Annotated in this window: 15 protein-coding genes; 9 read left to right on the forward strand and 6 right to left on the reverse strand. The window is 67.8% G+C overall.

Annotated features, from left to right (window positions below; translation table 11 throughout):
- Position 1 precedes the first annotated feature (1 nt).
- Complete coding sequence (locus AB0I19_RS21780) at positions 2-745, forward strand: succinate dehydrogenase/fumarate reductase iron-sulfur subunit (RefSeq protein ID WP_357150745.1); 744 nt, start codon at positions 2-4, stop codon at positions 743-745.
- 250 nt (positions 746-995) lie between these two features.
- Here AB0I19_RS21780 and AB0I19_RS21785 read toward each other — a convergent pair whose 3' ends face one another.
- The 5 genes from AB0I19_RS21785 to AB0I19_RS21805 all read right to left on the reverse strand — a co-directional run bounded on the left by AB0I19_RS21785 (position 996) and on the right by AB0I19_RS21805 (position 6,458).
- Positions 996-1,208 (reverse strand): DUF397 domain-containing protein, encoded by a 213-nt coding sequence (locus AB0I19_RS21785; RefSeq protein ID WP_357150746.1) that lies wholly within the window; start codon positions 1,206-1,208, stop codon positions 996-998.
- Complete coding sequence (locus tag AB0I19_RS21790; RefSeq protein ID WP_067497279.1) at positions 1,205-1,405, reverse strand: DUF397 domain-containing protein; 201 nt, start codon at positions 1,403-1,405, stop codon at positions 1,205-1,207. Before AB0I19_RS21790 ends, AB0I19_RS21785 begins: the two co-directional genes overlap by 4 nt.
- Complete coding sequence (locus tag AB0I19_RS21795) at positions 1,402-2,301, reverse strand: helix-turn-helix transcriptional regulator (RefSeq protein ID WP_356985431.1); 900 nt, start codon at positions 2,299-2,301, stop codon at positions 1,402-1,404. The genes AB0I19_RS21790 and AB0I19_RS21795 overlap by 4 nt, the downstream gene beginning before the upstream one ends.
- A 79-nt stretch (positions 2,302-2,380) precedes the next feature.
- Positions 2,381-3,316 (reverse strand): DNA-3-methyladenine glycosylase 2 family protein, encoded by a 936-nt coding sequence (locus tag AB0I19_RS21800; RefSeq protein ID WP_357150747.1) that lies wholly within the window; start codon positions 3,314-3,316, stop codon positions 2,381-2,383.
- Between the two features lie 229 nt (positions 3,317-3,545).
- The gene (locus tag AB0I19_RS21805) at positions 3,546-6,458 is read right to left on the reverse strand and encodes an FAD-binding and (Fe-S)-binding domain-containing protein (RefSeq protein WP_357150748.1); all 2,913 of its coding nucleotides are present in this window, start codon (positions 6,456-6,458) and stop codon (positions 3,546-3,548) included.
- Between the two features lie 147 nt (positions 6,459-6,605).
- On the opposite strand from AB0I19_RS21805, the gene AB0I19_RS21810 reads away from it, so the two are divergent.
- Positions 6,606-8,489, forward strand: a complete 1,884-nt coding sequence (locus AB0I19_RS21810) for an ABC transporter ATP-binding protein (protein WP_357150749.1) — start codon at positions 6,606-6,608, stop codon at positions 8,487-8,489.
- A gap of 16 nt (positions 8,490-8,505) precedes the next feature.
- On the opposite strand, the gene AB0I19_RS21815 is transcribed toward AB0I19_RS21810, so the two are convergent.
- A complete protein-coding gene (locus tag AB0I19_RS21815; protein WP_357150750.1) occupies positions 8,506-9,186 on the reverse strand; it encodes a GntR family transcriptional regulator in 681 nt (226 codons plus the stop codon).
- A gap of 280 nt (positions 9,187-9,466) precedes the next feature.
- Here AB0I19_RS21815 and AB0I19_RS21820 point away from each other — a divergent pair, with 280 nt between their 5' ends.
- From AB0I19_RS21820 to AB0I19_RS21850, 7 genes are read left to right on the forward strand one after another with little or no spacing between them, the layout of a single operon-like run.
- Entirely contained in the window at positions 9,467-10,390 is a 924-nt protein-coding gene (locus tag AB0I19_RS21820) for an ABC transporter permease (protein ID WP_357150751.1), read from the forward strand.
- Positions 10,387-11,247 carry an ABC transporter permease gene (locus tag AB0I19_RS21825; protein ID WP_357150752.1) on the forward strand — a complete coding sequence of 287 codons (861 nt, stop codon included), beginning with the start codon at positions 10,387-10,389 and terminating at the stop codon, positions 11,245-11,247. The genes AB0I19_RS21820 and AB0I19_RS21825 overlap by 4 nt, the downstream gene beginning before the upstream one ends.
- Complete coding sequence (locus tag AB0I19_RS21830; protein WP_357150753.1) at positions 11,244-12,239, forward strand: ABC transporter ATP-binding protein; 996 nt, start codon at positions 11,244-11,246, stop codon at positions 12,237-12,239. The genes AB0I19_RS21825 and AB0I19_RS21830 overlap by 4 nt, the downstream gene beginning before the upstream one ends.
- Entirely contained in the window at positions 12,236-13,228 is a 993-nt protein-coding gene (locus tag AB0I19_RS21835; RefSeq protein WP_357150754.1) for an oligopeptide/dipeptide ABC transporter ATP-binding protein, read from the forward strand. The genes AB0I19_RS21830 and AB0I19_RS21835 overlap by 4 nt, the downstream gene beginning before the upstream one ends.
- A 7-nt stretch (positions 13,229-13,235) precedes the next feature.
- On the forward strand, positions 13,236-14,765 hold the full coding sequence (locus tag AB0I19_RS21840; protein ID WP_357150755.1) for an ABC transporter substrate-binding protein: 1,530 nt from the start codon (positions 13,236-13,238) through the stop codon (positions 14,763-14,765).
- Positions 14,766-14,769: 4 nt separating this feature from the next.
- Positions 14,770-16,023: an amidohydrolase family protein gene (locus AB0I19_RS21845; RefSeq protein WP_357150756.1), complete on the forward strand. Its 1,254-nt coding sequence runs from the start codon at positions 14,770-14,772 to the stop codon at positions 16,021-16,023.
- 2 nt (positions 16,024-16,025) lie between these two features.
- On the forward strand, positions 16,026-17,495 hold the full coding sequence (locus AB0I19_RS21850; protein ID WP_357150757.1) for a chlorohydrolase family protein: 1,470 nt from the start codon (positions 16,026-16,028) through the stop codon (positions 17,493-17,495).
- The last annotated feature ends 5 nt before the right edge of the window (positions 17,496-17,500 follow it).

The raw sequence follows: 17,500 nt of genomic DNA on the forward strand, positions 1-17,500 counted from the left end.
CATGGGATACGACGCTCGTTTCCGGGTCTGGCGCGGTGACATCGACGGCGGCGACCTGCAGGACTACACCGTCGCGGTGAACGAGGGCGAGGTGGTGCTCGACATCATCCACCGCCTGCAGGCCACCCAGACTCCCGATCTGGCGGTGCGCTGGAATTGCAAGGCGGGCAAGTGCGGTTCGTGTTCGGCGGAGGTGAACGGTCGGCCACGGCTGCTGTGCATGACCCGCATGTCGACGTTCGCTCCCGACGAGGTCATCACGGTCACCCCGATGCGCACCTTCCCGGTGGTCAAGGATCTCGTCACCGACGTGTCGTTCAACTACGAGAAGGCCAGGGAGATCCCGTCTTTCGCACCGCCGAAGCTGGCGCCGGGCGAGTACCGGATGAAGCAGGTCGATGTGGAGCGCTCGCAGGAGTTCCGCAAGTGCATCGAGTGTTTCCTGTGCCAGAACACCTGTCACGTGGTGCGCGATCACGAGGAGAACAAGCAGGAATTCGCCGGGCCGCGCTACCTGATGCGCATCGCGGAACTGGAGATGCACCCGCTCGACACCGCCGACCGGCGCGAACTCGCTCAGGAGGACGCGGGCCTGGGCTATTGCAATATCACCAAATGCTGTACCGAGGTGTGCCCGGAACACATCAAGATCACCGACAATGCGTTGATTCCGCTCAAGGAACGGGTGGTCGACCGTAAATACGATCCGATTGTCTGGCTCGGCAATAAATTGTTCCGGCGGTGAGACCGTGGCTGTCCGCTACAAGACAGCCACGGTCCCTACCGCTACCGATCCGACCAGTAATCCGATGAACAGCGCCGCGAGCAACGATCCGGTGAGTGTGTAGATTCCGATCGCCGATACCGCGAAAAGCAGGATCACGATCAGGCGTTCCACCCCGTCCTCAGGCGCCAGCCTCCGGTACCGGGGTGCAGTTTTCTTCAACCCTCGGTCCATGGCGAAGGATTACCCACCGGGGGCATTCGGCAAACGTTTACGGGCGGTCGAACTCACCGTCGTGCACGCCCGCCGTGAACGCCGCCCATTCGCTCGGGGTGAAGACGAGCACCGGGCCGTCCGGGTTCTTGCCGTCACGCAGAGCCACGTTGCCCTCGTCGAGCATCGCCACCTCGACGCTCGCGTCGTCACCGTCGCCGGCGCGCTGCCAGGTGGCCCCGGTGAGATCGATATCGCGTTTGGTGTTCACGCCAGTACCCCGGTGTCGATGCTGCGGGTGAAGGCGTCCCAGCTCGGTCCGTCGAAGACCAGTGCGGGCCCGGCCGGATTCTTGCTGTCACGCACGCCGACGTGACCGCCGAACAGAAAGGCAACTTCCACGCAATCTTTGTTCGCGCTGCTGCGGGTGCTCTTGAACCAGTGTGCGTCGACGAGATCGAAACTCATGCCACATACTCCTTCGCGACCCGCCGGAGCAGGTCTCTACTCGGTTGACAATCCAGCGCATGGCGCCGGAGGCACTCGTGAGCCCGGTCGTACCGTGTGACATCCGTGCGTCGTTCCAGGTAGAGGTCGCCGGTAAAGCCTTCGGCGTACACCACCGGTGGTTCGACCGGTTTACCGCTGCCATCGGTGCCGAACTCGAGAACCGTGAAAGGTCCGGTGGAGACTCCGAGTGGAACACCGGCGGCAAACGGCAGAATACGCAGTGCGACATTGCCCCGGGTACCGAAATCGGCAAGATGGCGCAACTGCGCAGCCATCACCTTGGCATTACCGACGACGCGATGCAAGACCGACTCGTGCACAACGACATCGAGTTCGGCCGGTTCGTGTTCACGCCCGATCAGAGTCTGGCGTTGCATGCGCAGCGACACGCGCCGTTCGAGTTCGGCGGGTGAATCTTTCGGGCAGGCAAGCTGATTCAGGGTGCGCACATAGTCTGCGGTCTGCAGCAGACCGGGGACGAGCTCGGACTGATAAGTGCGCAGGGTGCGGGCGGAGGCCTCCAATCCGATGTAGATGTCGAAGTTCTCGGGAATGAGGTCGCCGTACGCGTGCCACCAGCTCTTGACGGCGGCCTGCTGAGCCAGGCCGGCCAATCCGTCGGTGACCTCGCGTGGGACGCCGTAGATGCGGCAGAGTTCGTTGATATCGATGGTGCGGATGCGGTCGGCGTGGCCCTTTTCCAGGCGTTGCAGGGTGCTCGCGCCCCATTCCATGCGTTTGGCCGCCTCGGCGATGGTCAGGCCCGCCTTGGTCCGCCATTCCCGCAGATGGCGGCCGAGTTGACGGCGCGGCAGCGTAGACGCCGCCGGAGTTCGGTTAGATGCAGTGGCCACAGCCGTGCTCCTTCGATTCGCGCTGTGGGGAATCCTGCACTCTCCCTTCGGTTCCGTGCAGTGGATTGGGGCCGATCGATCAGCGGTCGCGGTGATCGGTGATCGGTGTGCGCGGGCCGAATTTCGGCTTGTGGGCCTGGCCGCTGAGCATGAGCAGACGCACGGCCCGATACCGGTGTGGGCGAAGAGGTTCCAGGTAGGCGACCATGGCGTCGTCGTCGATGGGGCGCCCGAGCAGGCTCCAGCCGACGGTCGCGGCCAGGTGGTAGTCGCCGACGGAGAGGGCGTCGGCGTCACCGAACGCGCGCTGTGCGGTCTCGGCGACGGTCCACACGCCGATGCCGGGGATGCTGCGCAGCCGGGTCGCCGCCTCGCGCGGGTCGAGGCAGGCCGTGCGTTCGATGGCGTCGGCCACGCGGGCGGCGCGCACGATCGTCTGCGCACGCTGTGGGCCCACATTGGCGCGATGGAATTTCCACGACGGGATCCGCCGCCAGGTGTCCGCGTCCGGCGCGATCATCAGGTCGCCCGGTCCCGGGGCCCTGGTGCCGAACTCGCGCACCAGCGTGCGGTACGCCGCGAACGAGGACTTGGTGTGCACCTTCTGTTCGAGAATCGCCGGGATCAGCGATTCGAGCACGAGGCCGGTGCGCAGCATGCGCAGGCCGGGGACGCGGCGGTGCGCCTCGACCAGCTTGGGGTGCTCGGGAGCGAAATCCTCGACGTTCTCCTCGAGACACAGCATGCGGTCCAGGCCGCTGAGGAACTCCTCGGCACCGGGACCCCAGGCGCGCGCGTGCACGCCGTCACGGCCGTCCTGGGTGAGCCGGTAGGTGACCGGGCCGCTCGGCAGGCGTGAGGCATGCCAGTGCGAGCCGTCCGGGTCGGTGCGATGGCAGGGATCGCCCATCCCCCGGCGCAGGGGCGCCACCGTGAGCCCCACGTCGAAGGGCCTGCTCGACCGGACCGTCCGCGACAGCCCGGCCAGGTCCGGGTTCAGGGTCTGGTCACGCACCGACCCATTGTGCGCCCTTCTCCCCCGACGACGCCATTTCGTAATACCCACCACATGCGCGACGATGAAACCCTCGTCGGCAAACAGTCGGCATCCCCCCGTCACAGGAGGCAACGGATGATCACGGACGCGCTCAACTGGCTGCTCGCCGCATGGGGCAATATCTTCGCGGGCAGCTCCGGGTATCAGATCCCGCCGGGCACCCTGCCCTTCGGCAGCTGAGCCCCGGTCACCGTTCCAGCAGGTACCTGGCCAGATGCAGGCCGGGTCTGCGGGCCAGCTGGGCGGCCTGGGTGCGGCAGGAGAAGCCGTCGGCCAGGAAGATCGCGTCCGGCGCCAGCGTTTCCAGCGCCGGGAGCAGAGCATTGTTCGCGACCGCTACGGAGATGTCGTAGTGGCCGTGCTGCATGCCGAAGTTCCCGGCGAGCCCGCAGCAACCGGCCAGTTCCCGGATCGTCACGCCCATCGCCGCGAGGATGGTTCGTTCGGCGGTGAAGCCGCCGACGGCGTGCTGGTGGCAGTGCGGCTGGACGACGACCGTGTCCGCGCGGGCCGGTGGTCGCCAGTCCGGGTGCTCGAGGAGGAATTCGGCGAGCGTGCGGACCGACGCGGCCACCCGGGCTGCGAGTGGGTCGTCCGGGAGCAGTTCCGGGAGGTCGGCGCGCAGGGTGGCGGTGCAGGACGGTTCCAGCCCGACGACCTTGCCGCCCTCGGCGACGTGGGCGGCAAGCGCGTCGACGGTGGCGCGCAGCCGGGTGCGTGCGCCGTCGAGCTGGCCGGTGCTGATCCAGGTGAGGCCGCAGCAGACGCGGGTGGCGGGGATGACGACCCGGTAGCCGAGTCTTTCGAGGAGTTCGGTTGCGGCGAGGGCATTTTCGGGGTCGAAAGGGTCGGTGAAGGTGTCGATCCAGAGCATGACGGTGCCGCGTTCACCTGGCTGGGTGGCGTGTTCACGGTCGATCGCGACCCGTGCGAAGGAAGGGTGTGCACTCGATAGTGGCGCGGTGCGCTGGTTTCCGCCCAGCGCCGACCACATTCGGCGGAACGACTTCGGTGCGAGTGTCGGCATCTCGCGGCGAGTATCTATGCGAGACAGGCGCATTCCGATTCGGCGCAGAAAGGTCGCGGCGGCGAGGGTGTTGACCAGGCGTGGGGCATGTTGAGCCAGAGCCAGCCAGCGGGGGAGTTGGCCGAGCACGTAGTGGTCCACCGGGCGGGGGCGGCGGTAGTAGCGGCGGTAGAGAGTCTCGGATTTGTAGGTGGCCATGTCGACGCCTGCCGGGCAATCCGAGGAACAGGCCTTGCACGACAGGCACAGGTCGAGGGATTCCTCGACTTCCTTTGCGCGCCAGTCCAGTTCCCCACGGACCACTTCTTGGAGGACCCGCGCGCGACCACGTGTGGTGTCCTTTTCGTCGCCGGTCGCCAGGTACGACGGGCACATGAAGCCACCCGACGCACCGGTGTCGGCTCGGCACTTGCCGATTCCTACACATCTGTGCACAGCTGTGGATAAATCGCCGTCGTCGTTGTGGAGGGCGAAGCCCTCGGCCCGGACCGGGCTCAGGCCGGCTACGCGCAGGTCGGTGTCGACGGGGCGCGGGGCGACCAACACGTCCGGGTTCAGGATGTCGTCCGGGTCGAACAGGGATTTGAAGCCGGCGAAAGCAGTGCGTGCGGCCGGCGAGTACATGACCTCGAGCAGTTCGGAGCGGGCGCGACCGTCACCGTGTTCGCCGGACAGTGAACCACCGTGGCGCACAACCAGATGCGCCGCGTCGAAGAGGAAGGAGCGGAAGCGCTGTGGGGCGTCGGCGATGGGGAAGTCGAGGCGGACGTGGATGCAGCCGTCGCCGAGGTGGCCGTAGAGGAGCCCGGTCACATCGTATTCATCGGTGAGTGAGGCGAATTCGCGCAAGTAGGTGCCGAGGTTCTCCGGTGGGACGGCGGCGTCCTCCCAACCAGGCCAGGCCGGCTTGCCGTCGGGGGAGCGGCCGGCGAGACCCGCGCCGTCGGCCCGGATTCGCCAGAGTGCTTTCGTCTCAGCGGCATCCGTGACGATGCGGTGGTCGTCGGCGTGGGCTTCCCTGACGAGCTGCCGGGCTACCGCCAGCGCTTCGGCGGGTGTGGCGCCTGCGGTTTCGACGAACAGCCAGCCGCGGCCGCGTGGGAGGTCGGGGACCGTGCCGCGGTGGGTGCGCACGACGTCGAGCAGACCGGCATCGATCCCCTCCACCGCGATCGGTGCGCACTGCATGACGGCCGCGATATCGTCTGCGGCCGAGGCGATATCGGGATAGCCGAGCACAGTGAGGACGGTCGCGTCCGGCAGGGGAGCAAGCTCGACTTCGGCCTCGAGCAGCAAGCCGCACGTTCCTTCTGAGCCTACGAAAGCCTTCGCTATCGACGAACCTCGTTCCGGCAAGAGGTGTTCCAGGCTGTATCCCGAGGCTTGCCTGTCGAACCGGCCGAGTTCTGTGCGCAGTACCGCGAGGTTGTCGCGGGTGAATTCCGCCAGGCCTGGTATCGCGGAAAGCCTGGATGTTCGGAGGCCGCTGTCCAACAGTCGGCCGTCGGCGTGTGACCGCGCAGGGACGTCGCCGAAGCGACGTTCGGTGGCCGTTCCGTCGAGAATGCGCAGTCCACGGACCGTGTCGGAGGTTCGGCCCCAGGCCAGGGCGTGGGGGCCGCAGGCGTTGTTGCCGATCATGCCGCCGAGGGTGCAGCGGTCCTGGGTGGAGGGATCGGGACCGAAGCGCAGGCCGTGCGGGCGCAGGTGGGCTTGGAGGTCGGAGAGTACGAGACCCGGTTGAACCCGTGCGGTCGCGGACTCCACGTCGACCGCACGAACGGCATTCATATGGCGGCTGAAGTCGACGACGATCCCGGGGCCGATCGCGTTTCCGGCCACGGAGGTGCCCGCCCCACGCGGGGTCACGGACAGGCCGTTCTCGCGCGCGAATTCGAGCGTCGCCGCCACATCGTCGTCGCCGCGCGGGAACACGACCATGGTGGGCCGGACGCGGTAGTTGGAGGCGTCGGAGGAGTACTCGGCCAGTCTGCGCGAGGACACATCGACCACACAGCCGACCCGCGCTCGCAAAGCATCGGCCGCCCGCTCCGCATCCACGCGATTCGTCACTCGTCCAGCCTATTCCCGGTAGTTACCTCGACCCGGGCGCCCACCCGGACGCACGCCGGGCGAACTTCGGCTTGCTCTCAACCTAACTTGAGGTTCTACTGTCGGTGGGCAGGAGTTGACTGGGCGGGGAGCCGAGGGAGAGCACACATGAGTATCGAGTCCGTGGCCTACAGCCAGATGTATCGGCGGATGAACGCGCCGGAGGAGGAGCGGCCGTTCAGCATGGCCACCGCGCGCCGGATCCTGCGGTTCGCGCAGGCGCATCGGCGCCGGATTTCGGCGTTCCTGCTGCTCAGCGTGGTCGCCGCCGTGCTGGGTGTCGCGACGCCGGTGCTGGCGGGCAAGGTGGTCAACGACATCGTCAACGGGTCGGCGCCGCGCACGGTGGTGATTCTGGCGCTCGCCATCGCGGGGTTGGCGATCGTCGACGCGGGTCTCGGACTGGTGATCCGCTGGTTGTCGGCGCGGATCGGTGAGGGGCTGATCCTCGATCTGCGGACCGCCGTGTTCGATCACGTGCAGAAGATGCCGGTGGCGTTCTTCACACGGACCAGGACCGGTGCGCTGGTGAGTCGGCTGAACTCCGATGTGATCGGGGCGCAGCGCGCGTTCAGCGACACCCTCTCCGGCGTGATCACCAACCTGGTGACGTTGCTGCTCACCCTCGCGGTGATGCTCAGCATCTCCTGGCAGATCACGCTGCTGGCACTCGTGCTGCTCCCGGTGTTCGTCATCCCGGCCCGGCGCGCGGGTAATCGTCTCGCGGAGATGCAGCGCGAGGCCGCCCAGCTCAACGCGGCCATGAGCACGCAGATGACCGAGCGGTTCTCCGCGCCCGGTGCCACCCTGGTGAAGCTGTTCGGCAGGCCGCAGCAGGAGTCGGCGGAATTCGCGGTCCGGGCCACCCGGGTGCGCGATATCGGGGTGCGCACGGCGATGCTGCAGACCACGTTCGTCACCTCGCTCACGCTGGTGTCGGCGCTGGCCCTGGCCCTGGTCTACGGTCTCGGCGGTTGGTACGCGCTGGCAGGCAGCCTCGACGCGGGGTCGGTCGTCGCGCTGTCGCTGCTGCTGACCAGGCTCTACACCCCGCTCACCGCGCTGGCGAGTGCCCGGCTCGAGATCATGTCGGCGCTGGTCAGCTTCGAGCGGGTGTTCGAGGTGCTGGATCTGAAGCCGCTGATCGAGGACGCGCCCGGCGCCGTCGCGGTGCCCGACGGCCCGGTCTCGGTGGAACTGGACGGCGTGCACTTCGGGTACCCGTCGGCCGACAAGGTGTCGCTCGCCTCGCTAGAGGACGTCGCCACGCTCGACACGCGCGGCGGGGTGGAGGTGCTCCACGATGTGTCGCTGCGCGCCGAACCCGGCCAGCTGATCGCGCTCGTCGGTTCCTCCGGTGCGGGCAAATCGACCATCGCCCAACTGGTTTCGCGACTCTACGATGTCGACTCCGGCGCGGTCCGGCTCAACGGCACCGACGTGCGTGAGCTCACCACCGAGTCGATCCAGCGCGCCGTCGGCCTGGTCACCCAGGACGGGCACCTGTTCCACGACACCATCCGCGCCAACCTGCTGCTCGCCCGCCCCGAAGCCACCGAAGACGAACTCTGGGACGCCCTGCGCCGCGCCCGCCTCGGCGACCTGGTCGACTCGCTCACCGACGGCCTCGACACCGTCGTAGGCGAACGCGGCTACCGCCTCTCCGGCGGCGAACGCCAACGCCTCACCATCGCCCGCCTGCTGCTCAAGCAGCCGCGCGTGGTGATCCTCGACGAGGCGACCGCGTCCCTGGACTCCACCTCCGAAGCCGCCGTCCAGGAAGCCCTCACCGAGGCCCTCACCGGTCGCACCGCCCTGGTGATCGCCCACCGCCTCTCGACCATCCGCGCCGCCGACCAGATCCTCGTCCTGGAAGACGGCCGCATCATCGAACGAGGCACCCACGCCGACCTCCTCAACGCCGACGGCCGCTACGCCGAGCTGTACCGCACCCAGTTCGCCGACGACTCGGTAGCACCGGCCATCGCCTGACCCGCGAGACGCCGAATCACTCCCGCAGCGCGGTGACGATCGCCAAGGTCGGCGTGCGGCCCGCTTCGGTGTGGCTGAGCATGGCGTACTCGGCCAGGCGTTCGTCACCCGAGGAGATCGCGTCGATCAGGTGCTGGTGTTCGTCGCGTTGCTCCTCGGTGTTGCGTTCGGTGGTGAGGAAGAACAGCCAGGCCATGCGGGCGAGGATGGTGCGCATCAGCTGAGTGAGCAACGAATTGCCGGACAGTTCGACGATCACGCCGTGCAGCTTCGCGTTGGTCTCGGCGATGCGCAGCGCATCGCGAGAGTCGGTGGCCTCCTGCGCTTCTCGCAGTGCCGCCCGCAGCGGGGAACTGTCGTGCCCCTGCCTGATGCGGGCGGCGGCGAGGCGGGCGGCCAGGGGTTCCAGGCCGATGCGGACGTCGAAGAGTTCCTCCACCGCGGTGGCGTCCCAGGAGCGCACGACCGCGCTGCGCCGCGGCAGCGCGCTCACGATGCCGTCGAATTCGAGCAGCGCCAAGGCTTCTCGCACCGGCAGGCGTGAGGTTCCGAGCATGGCGGCCAGCCGCGCCTCCGGCAGCTTCTCGCCTTCGCGGTACACCCCGGTGATGATCGCGCGGCGCAGATCGTCGTAGATCCGGCGCGTCTGGGAGGTGTCGTCGACGGCTTCTGCCGCCGGACGTAGTTTTCGGGCCACCGGGTCAGTCTACGAAGCCGTGGGGTCCACTCCCCGGTGAGCGCGCAGTGTAGCCGCCACCATGAATTTTTCCATTCGGTCGACCAAATATATCTTCGGCTATCCGGTAGAGCTGCGCGTGAGCCTCTCGACAGGGCCGGAAACCGGCCTTGACGATCGCATTACCGCCGGTTGTCAGGGTCGAAATCATTCACGGACCCGAAACGTCGGGAACACAACGGGGATACACCCAAATCCAATTCTGTATACCGAATGAAATTTCGGCCCATAGAGAGGACCGGTGTTGGCCGTCTACCTGATCCGCCGCCTCGCCCAAGCGGTGATCACCGTGTTCGCCGTCATCTCGCTGGCATTCGTACTCGGCAGATCGACCGGCAGCCCGGTGGCCTCCCTCCTGCCGGAAACGGCGAGCGAGGCCGACATCGCGGCGCTCGAAGCCGAGCTCGGTTTCGACAAACCGCCACTCACCCAATACGTCGACTACGTGACCGGGACGCTGACCGGGGATTTCGGGGACTCCTATCAGCAGACCGGCACCTCGTCGATGACGCTGGTCCTGCAGCGCCTGCCCGCCTCACTGCAATTGGGTGTGGCCGGTTTCGCGATCGGCCTGGCGCTCGCCGTCGCCGTGGTGCTCGCCATCCATCTCAGCGGCCGCTGGTCGCTGCGCGGGGTGGCGCTCGGCATCGGCGCGGCGCGACTGGCGGTACCGGACTTCCTGTTCGGTTTGCTGCTGGTGCTGGTGTTCTCGGTGACGCTGGGCTGGTTGCCGTCGCTGGCCGGCGCCGATCCGCTCGCGATCGTGATGCCCGCGGTGACCATCGCGACGGCACAGTTCGTCGTCTACTCGCGCCTGCTGGACAACTCGCTGGTGGCCGAGAGCTCCCAGGACTACGTGCGCACCGCCTACGCGCGCGGTGAGCGGCGTTCGTCGGTGCTGCTTCGCGATGTGCTGCCCAACGCGCTGTTGCCGGTGCTCACCATTTCGGGAATCACGTTGGGCACCTTGCTGGGTGGGCTGGTGATCGTCGAAAACGTCTTCGCCTGGCCGGGTTTGGGGCAGCTGATGCTGGACGCGGTGTTCAACAGGGACTTTCCGGTGGTCCAGTCCGGTCTCATCGTGATCGCCACCATCTTCGTGATCGTCAACTTCGCCATCGACGTGCTCTACGGCGTCATCGACCCGAGAGCGAGAGTGCGATGAGGCGCGGCAAGTACGGCACGATCGTCGGTGTCGCGATGATCCTCTCGGTCGTCCTGTTCTCCCTGCTGTTTCCGCTGCTACCGGGTTACGACCCGTACGCACAGGATCTTTCGGCCGCGTTCTCGCCGCCGTTCACCCACAGTGACTACCTGCTCGGCACCGATTCGCTCGGTCGCGATCTGGCGAGCAGGCTGGCGCTGGCCGGGCGGATCACGCTCGGGCTCGTGCTGGTGATCGTGGTGGTGAACGCGCTCATTGGGATGGCGATCGGGACGGTGTCGGGCTATTTCCGCGGCGTCACCGACAGCGTGCTGATGGGCGTGGCCGACGTGCAGCTCGCTGTCCCGATGACCTTGGTGATCATGGCCGTCTCGGCTATTCGCGGCCCGAGTACCGCGCTGATGGCGACGATCCTCGCCGTCACCTTCTGGGTCGGCTATGCCCGGGTGGCCCGTTCGGTCGCGCTCGGATTGTCGGGGCGTGATTTCGTGATCGCGCCGAAGCTGCTCGGGGCGCGTTCGGGGTGGGTGATGCGCAAGCACGTGCTCGGGCACGTCACCGGGCCGGTGCTGATCCTGGCCACGGCCGATCTCGGCAACGTGCTGATCATGATCTCGTCGTTCGACTATCTGGGGCTCGGCGTCCAAGCACCTACTCCCAGTTGGGGATTGATGATCACCGACGGACAGAAGTATCTGCGCCAGGCGCCGTATCTGACCATGGTTCCCGCCGTCGCGCTGCTGCTGGTGATCGGCGGAACCCTGCTGGCGAGTCGGCGATTCACCGATGAGGGCGAAGGGTTGCGTCGCACGCGGCGCGCGCCCCGCGGCGCCCTCGTGAAAGAGGTTGCGGCATGAGCGTTCTCCTGGAAATCACCGACCTCACCGTGGGGTACGAGTCGGCCGGTGCGCGCACCGTACTGGTCGACTCGGTGAGCCTGCGCCTGCACGAAGGCGAAGTGCTGTGTCTCGTAGGCGAATCCGGGTCGGGCAAGTCGGTGACCATGCTCGCCGTGCTCGGCCTGCTGCCCGCACCGCTGACGATCTTCTCCGGCAGCGTGCGTTTTCGCGGAAAGGAACTCGTCGGCGCCGACGACGAGACCCTGCGTCGACTACGCGGCGCCGAGCTGGGCATGGTCTTCCAGGACCCGATGACAACGCTCAACCCGGTGCGCCGGGTCGGCGCCCAGATCGGGCGCGCGTTGGCGGTCCATCAGCGGCTCGACGCCAAGGCACGGGCGCGGCGGGTCGTCGAGCTCCTCGATGCGGTGGGCATTCCGCAGCCCGCCGAACGGGCGCGAGCGTACCCGCATCAATGGTCGGGTGGGATGCGTCAGCGGGCGGTGATCGCCATGGCCATGGCCAACGATCCGGCGGTGCTCATCGCCGACGAGCCGACCACCGCACTCGATGTGACCATTCAGGCCCAGCTCATGGAGGTGCTCGCGCAGGCGCGCGCCCGCAGCGGCGCGGCGATGGTGCTGATCACCCACGATCTCGGGCTGGTCGCCCAGCACGCCGATCGGGTGGCGATCATGTACGCGGGCCGGGTCGTCGAGACGGGGACGGTGTGGCAGATCTTCGACGACGCCGCCCATCCCTACACCCGTGGCCTGCAGCGGAGTCTGCTCGGGCAGACGGGGACGGGTCGCGCCTATGCCATCCCCGGGTCGCCACCGTCGCCGAGCAGGCGACCGCCCGGCTGTGGGTTCGCACCGCGCTGCGAGTTCGCGGGCAAGTCCGGCGAATGTGACACGGCCACACCAGTTCTCGCCGAGTTCGGTGATGGCCGCACCCTGGCCTGCCCACCGGCGCTCACCGCCCCTCTCCGGCAGGAAATTTCGGCATGACCGCGATCGATATCGCCCAGGAAGTGATCCGGGTCGACGGACTCCAGGTGAGCTTCACCAGTCGCCACGGCCTCTTCGGCACGCGCAAACTGCGCGCTCTCGACGGGGTGAGTTTCGGAGTCCGGCGTGGTGAGACCTTCGGTCTGGTCGGCGAATCCGGCGGCGGAAAGTCCACCCTGGTCCGCACGCTGTTCGGGATCAACAAGCCGACAGCGGGGTCGGTGCGGATCCTCGGCCACGACCTCGCCACCTTGCGACCGGCCGCGCGCCGGGCACTGCGCAATCGGGTGCAACTGGTCTTCCAGGACCCGTACTCCTCGCTCGATCCGCGCATGACCGCGCACGACATCGTCGCCGAACCGTTGCACATCGCCGGTGGGTACTCCCGGGCGCGCGTGCTGGAGTTGCTCGAGCAGGTCGGCCTCGGTCGGGACACGCTCGACCGGCGCCCCGCGGAGTTCTCCGGCGGTCAGCGGCAGCGGCTCGGTATCGCCCGAGCGCTCGCCCCGCGCCCGGAAGTCCTGGTGCTCGACGAACCGGTCTCCGCGCTCGACGCCTCGGTCCAGGCACAGGTGATCAACCTGTTGCAGGACCTGCAGGCCGAACTCGACCTGTCGTATCTGTTCATCGCGCACGACCTTTCGGTGGTGCGGCACCTGTCGGACCGGGTGGCGGTGATGCATCTGGGCAAGCTGGTGGAGATCGGCGCGACCGAAGAGGTGTTCACCGCACCCCGGCACCCGTACACGCGCGCCCTGATCGCCTCGGCGCCGGTCCCCGACCCGCATCGACGCCGACGCGACACCTCGACGCTGGTGCGCGGCGAACTCCCCGACGCCGCGAACCCGCCGAGCGGCTGCACCTTTCGCACCCGCTGCCCGCTGGTAGGCGCCGACTGCGCCACCCGCATCCCGGAACTGGAACCACACGGTGGCCCCGACCACGTCGCCGCGTGTCTGCACCCGCTCCCCCGCTCCACGAAAGATTAGGAAACCCATGAGACCCCTCACCCGCAGCGTGTCCACCGGGCTCGCGATCCTGGCGTTCACCACCTTCACCCTGAGCGCGTGCGCACCAGCGGGCACCGACGCCGCGTCGGCGAAAACGCTGGTCGTCGGCGCGGTGACCGAACCGACGGATGTCGCGGACCCGATCAGCGACGGTTCATTGGCCGGCTACAACTACTACTTCGCGGTCTTCGACCAGCTCGCCCGCTTCGACAGCGAAGGGGTGATCGGCCCACGCCTGGCGACCAAGTGGGAACACAACGCCGACTTCACCCAGTGGACGTTCACGATTCGCGACGACGTGAAATTCCACAACGGTGAACCGCTGAAGCCCTCCGACGTCGCCTTCACCTACAACCAGATCAAGGCGACCCCCAACGGCGACCCGGCCACCTACATGGAGATGTTCACCTCCGCCGCCCCCGGTCCGGGCAACACCGTCGTGTTCACCCTCAACGCGCCCTTCTCCGCCTGGCCGACGATCACCACCGGCGTCTCGATCGTGCCCGAGGCGGTGTACACGAAGCTGGGTTCGGCGGGCTTCGCGGCCGCACCGGTCGGCTCGGGGCCGTTCGAGTTCGACCACTACACCCGCGGGGTGGAATACGTCGTCCAGCGCAATCCGGACTACTGGGGTGAGAAGGCCGCACTCGAGACGGTGACCTTCAAAACGGTCGCCGATGCCGATGCCCGGCTCAACGGTGTCCAGTCCGGCAGTCTCGACGTGGCCCTGGTGGCGCCGAATCAGGTCGCGGCCGTGGAAGGCTCGCCGAGCGTGCGGGTGGAGTCCCGAGTGTCCAACGGCGTCACCTTCCTCGGAATGAACGCCAAAGCCGGTCCGCTTGCCGATCAGCGGGTACGCGAGGCGATCGCGCTCGCGATCGATCGGGACGGCATCGTGAAGAGTCTGCTGGCGGGTCGCGCGACGGTCGAGAATCAGCTGGTGTCGGAGAACGTCGGCGGCCACGACCCGAAATACCCGGCCCCCGTGCGTGATACCGCCAAGGCACGGCAGTTGCTGGCGGCGGCGGGCTACAACGGCACACCGATCCCGTTCCAGTACGCGACGAACGGACGCATCCCGCTGAGCTCGGAAATCGCCCAGGCCATCCAGGCGAACCTGGCCGAGGTGGGCATCACCCTCACCCTGCACGGCACCGATCAGAGCAGCCACTCGCAGATGATCTACACCAAGAAGGCCGCCACCGGCATCTACCTCAACACCTACGCGCCCTCGACCATGGACGGTGACGCGCCGATCGCCTCGATGTTCGGCGGGCAGTGGAACGACTACGCGATGCTGCCCGAAACCCAGGCGCTGGTCGCCGAGACCAGGACCGTCGCCGGACAGGCCAGGATCGACGTCTACCGCGAACTGTTCACCCTCAACGATACGAAGGCGTTGCTGCTCGGCCTCTACACCCCCGACGCGAGCTACGCGGTCGATCCGGCGCTGAACTGGAAGCCACGCGCCGACGGGATGATCACCGTCGACGACGCCTCCTTCGGAAAGGACTGAGCGCGTGGGTGATTCGCTGATCGTCACCGACGTCCGGCCCTGGGGCGAAGCGCCGGTGGATCTGCTGATCGAGAACGGCACGGTGGCCGCGGTGACCGCTGCCACCGGCTCGTCGGTGCAGGCCGGTGAGCACGTCGACGGTGCGGGCCGGTTGATCCTACCCGCGCTGTCGGACGTGCACCTGCACCTCGACTCGAGCAGGCTCGGGCTGCCCTTCCGCGCGCAGACCGGGATGCCGGGACGCTGGGGCCGGATCATGAACGATCGTCGGCACTGGCGATCGGCGGAACGCTCGGTGACCGAGCGCGCCTCGTTCACCCTGGCGGTGGCGGTCGCCAACGGCGCCACGCGCATCCGCAGCCACGCGCAGGTCGACGCCGATACCGGGTTGGCGAAACTCGAGGGCGAACTCGCGGCGCGGGAGCGCTACGCGGACGTGTGCGATGTGGAGATCGTGGCGTTTCCGCAGGTCGGGATCCTGCTCGAGCCCGGTGTCGTCGACCTCATGGACGCGGCGCTGTCGGCGGGGGCGGATCTGGTCGGCGGGATGGACCCGTGCGAACTCGATCGCGATCCGGTGCGCCATCTCGACGCGGTGTTCGGGCTGGCCGAGAAACACCAGGTCGGTGTCGATATCCACCTGCACGAAGCGGGTGAGCTCGGCTTGTTCACCCTGTCCCTGATCATCGAACGTGTGCAGGCCCTCGGCATGTCGGGTTCGGCGACCATCTCGCACGCTCGCTGCCTGACCGGCGGGCTGCCCGGTGTGCCCGCGATGATCGAGCGGCTGGCGGAGTTCGATATCGCGCTCACCCATGCGGCGGGCGCGCAGGGCTGGGCGCTGCCGTTGCTCGATCTGGCCGACGCCGGGGTGCGCGTCGGGGTCGGGATGGACGGGCAGCGGGACTACTGGTCGCCCTACGGAAACGGCGACATGCTCGATCGCGCTTGGCAACTCGCGTTCGTCAACGGGTACGGCTCCGACGAACACGTGGAACACGCCCTCGCCGTGGCGACGTGGGGTGGGGCGAGCGTGCTGGATCGGAATCTGCGCCCGCTCGATCGCAGCGATCCGCATCCGGGATTCGCGGTCGGTGATCCGGCCGAATTCTTCCTTGTCGACGGTGTCAGCCCGACTTCGGCCGTGATGGACCGACCGGCCGAACGCACCGTAATCCACCGGGGCAGAGTGGTTTCCGTCGACATCGAGCTCGACGGCTTCGAGATTCCCGGTCGTTGGGGACGGAGTGACAATTGACGATGCGACGCAGCATTCGCGCGCGCCATGTGCTTGCATACACATCCGACGGTGTCGGTAGGCACGTGATGCTCACCGATGCCGAAGTCGTGGTGGCCGATGCGCGCATCGTGGCCGTCGGGCCGCGCGGCGCGGAGCCCGCCGACGAGGTGATCGAGCTCGGTGACGTGGTACTGATGCCCGGTCTCATCGACCTCGACGCGCTGACCGATATCGACCACACGATCCTGGATTCCTGGCAGTCACCGGAGCTGGGGCTCGGGCTGCAGTGGTCGCGCGAGTACGCGACGCACCGGCGGCGGGCGGTGTTCGATGCCGAGGAGCGGGCGTTCATCCGGGAGTACGGGTTCGTCCAGTTGCTGTTGCACGGGGTTACCACGGCGATGCCGATCGCCTCGGAAGTGCACAGCGACTGGGCGGAGACCTACGAGGACGCGGTGGCCATGGCCGGGGCCGCGCGGCGGCTCGGCCTGCGCGTCTACCTGGGCCCCGCGTACCGCTCCGGGGTGAATGTGGTCGACGACGACGGCACGCGGTCCATCTACTGGAACGACGACCTCGGCCGCCACGGGTTCGACGGCGCGGCGCGGTTCCTGGACTGGGCCGCCGCGCAGGACACCGATCTGATCCACGGAACCCTGCTGCCGTGCCGGATCGAGACCTTGTCGGCCGACCTGCTGCATCGCACCTCGGCGCTGGCCGCGGACACCGGCGCCCTGGTCCGCCTGCACGCCCTGCAGGGGCTGCATGAGCGGGCGTTCGTGCTCGAGCGGTTCGGGGTGCCACCGCTGACGGTGCTGCGGCAGACCGGTCTGCTCGGCCCGAATCTGCTCATCCCGCACGGCATCTACCTCGACTCCCACCCGCACGTCGATGCCGACACCGACGACGACCTCGGCATCCTCGCGGCCTCGGGTGCCTCGATCGTGCACTGTCCGCTCACCTCGGCCAGGCACGGCGCCGCGCTCGACAGCTTCGGCCGATACCGCGCGGCGGGCGTGCGGATCTGCCTCGGCACCGACTCGTTCCCGCCGGATCTGGTGCGCGGCATCGACATGGGCGTCACCCTGGCCAAGGTGCTGGCGTCGCGTTTGGACGCCGCCACCTACGGTGACTACGTCACGGCGGCCACCCTCGGCGGCGCGGAGGCCCTGCACCGACCCGACCTGGGGCGGATCGCGGTGGGGGCGACCGCCGACCTGGTCGCCTTCCGCCTCGACGACCCGCGCGACGGCGTCCTCGACGACCCCATCCGCACCCTGTGCATGAACAGCACCGGCCGTTCGGCCGACTTCGCTATGGTCGCGGGCCGCATCACCCTGCGCGACGGTGCCGTTCCCGGCATCGACCTGGTCGCCATGACGCGCCGCGCGCAGTCGTTGTTCGATCGGATGCGCGAGGCCTACTCCGAACGCGACTTCCTACGCCGCCCCGGCGCCGAACTGTTCCCCGCGTCTTTCCCCGCCGGGTAGCGTCC

It is taken from the genome of Nocardia sp. NPDC050413 (assembly GCF_040655475.1).
GTDB classification, from domain to species: domain Bacteria; phylum Actinomycetota; class Actinomycetes; order Mycobacteriales; family Mycobacteriaceae; genus Nocardia; species Nocardia coubleae.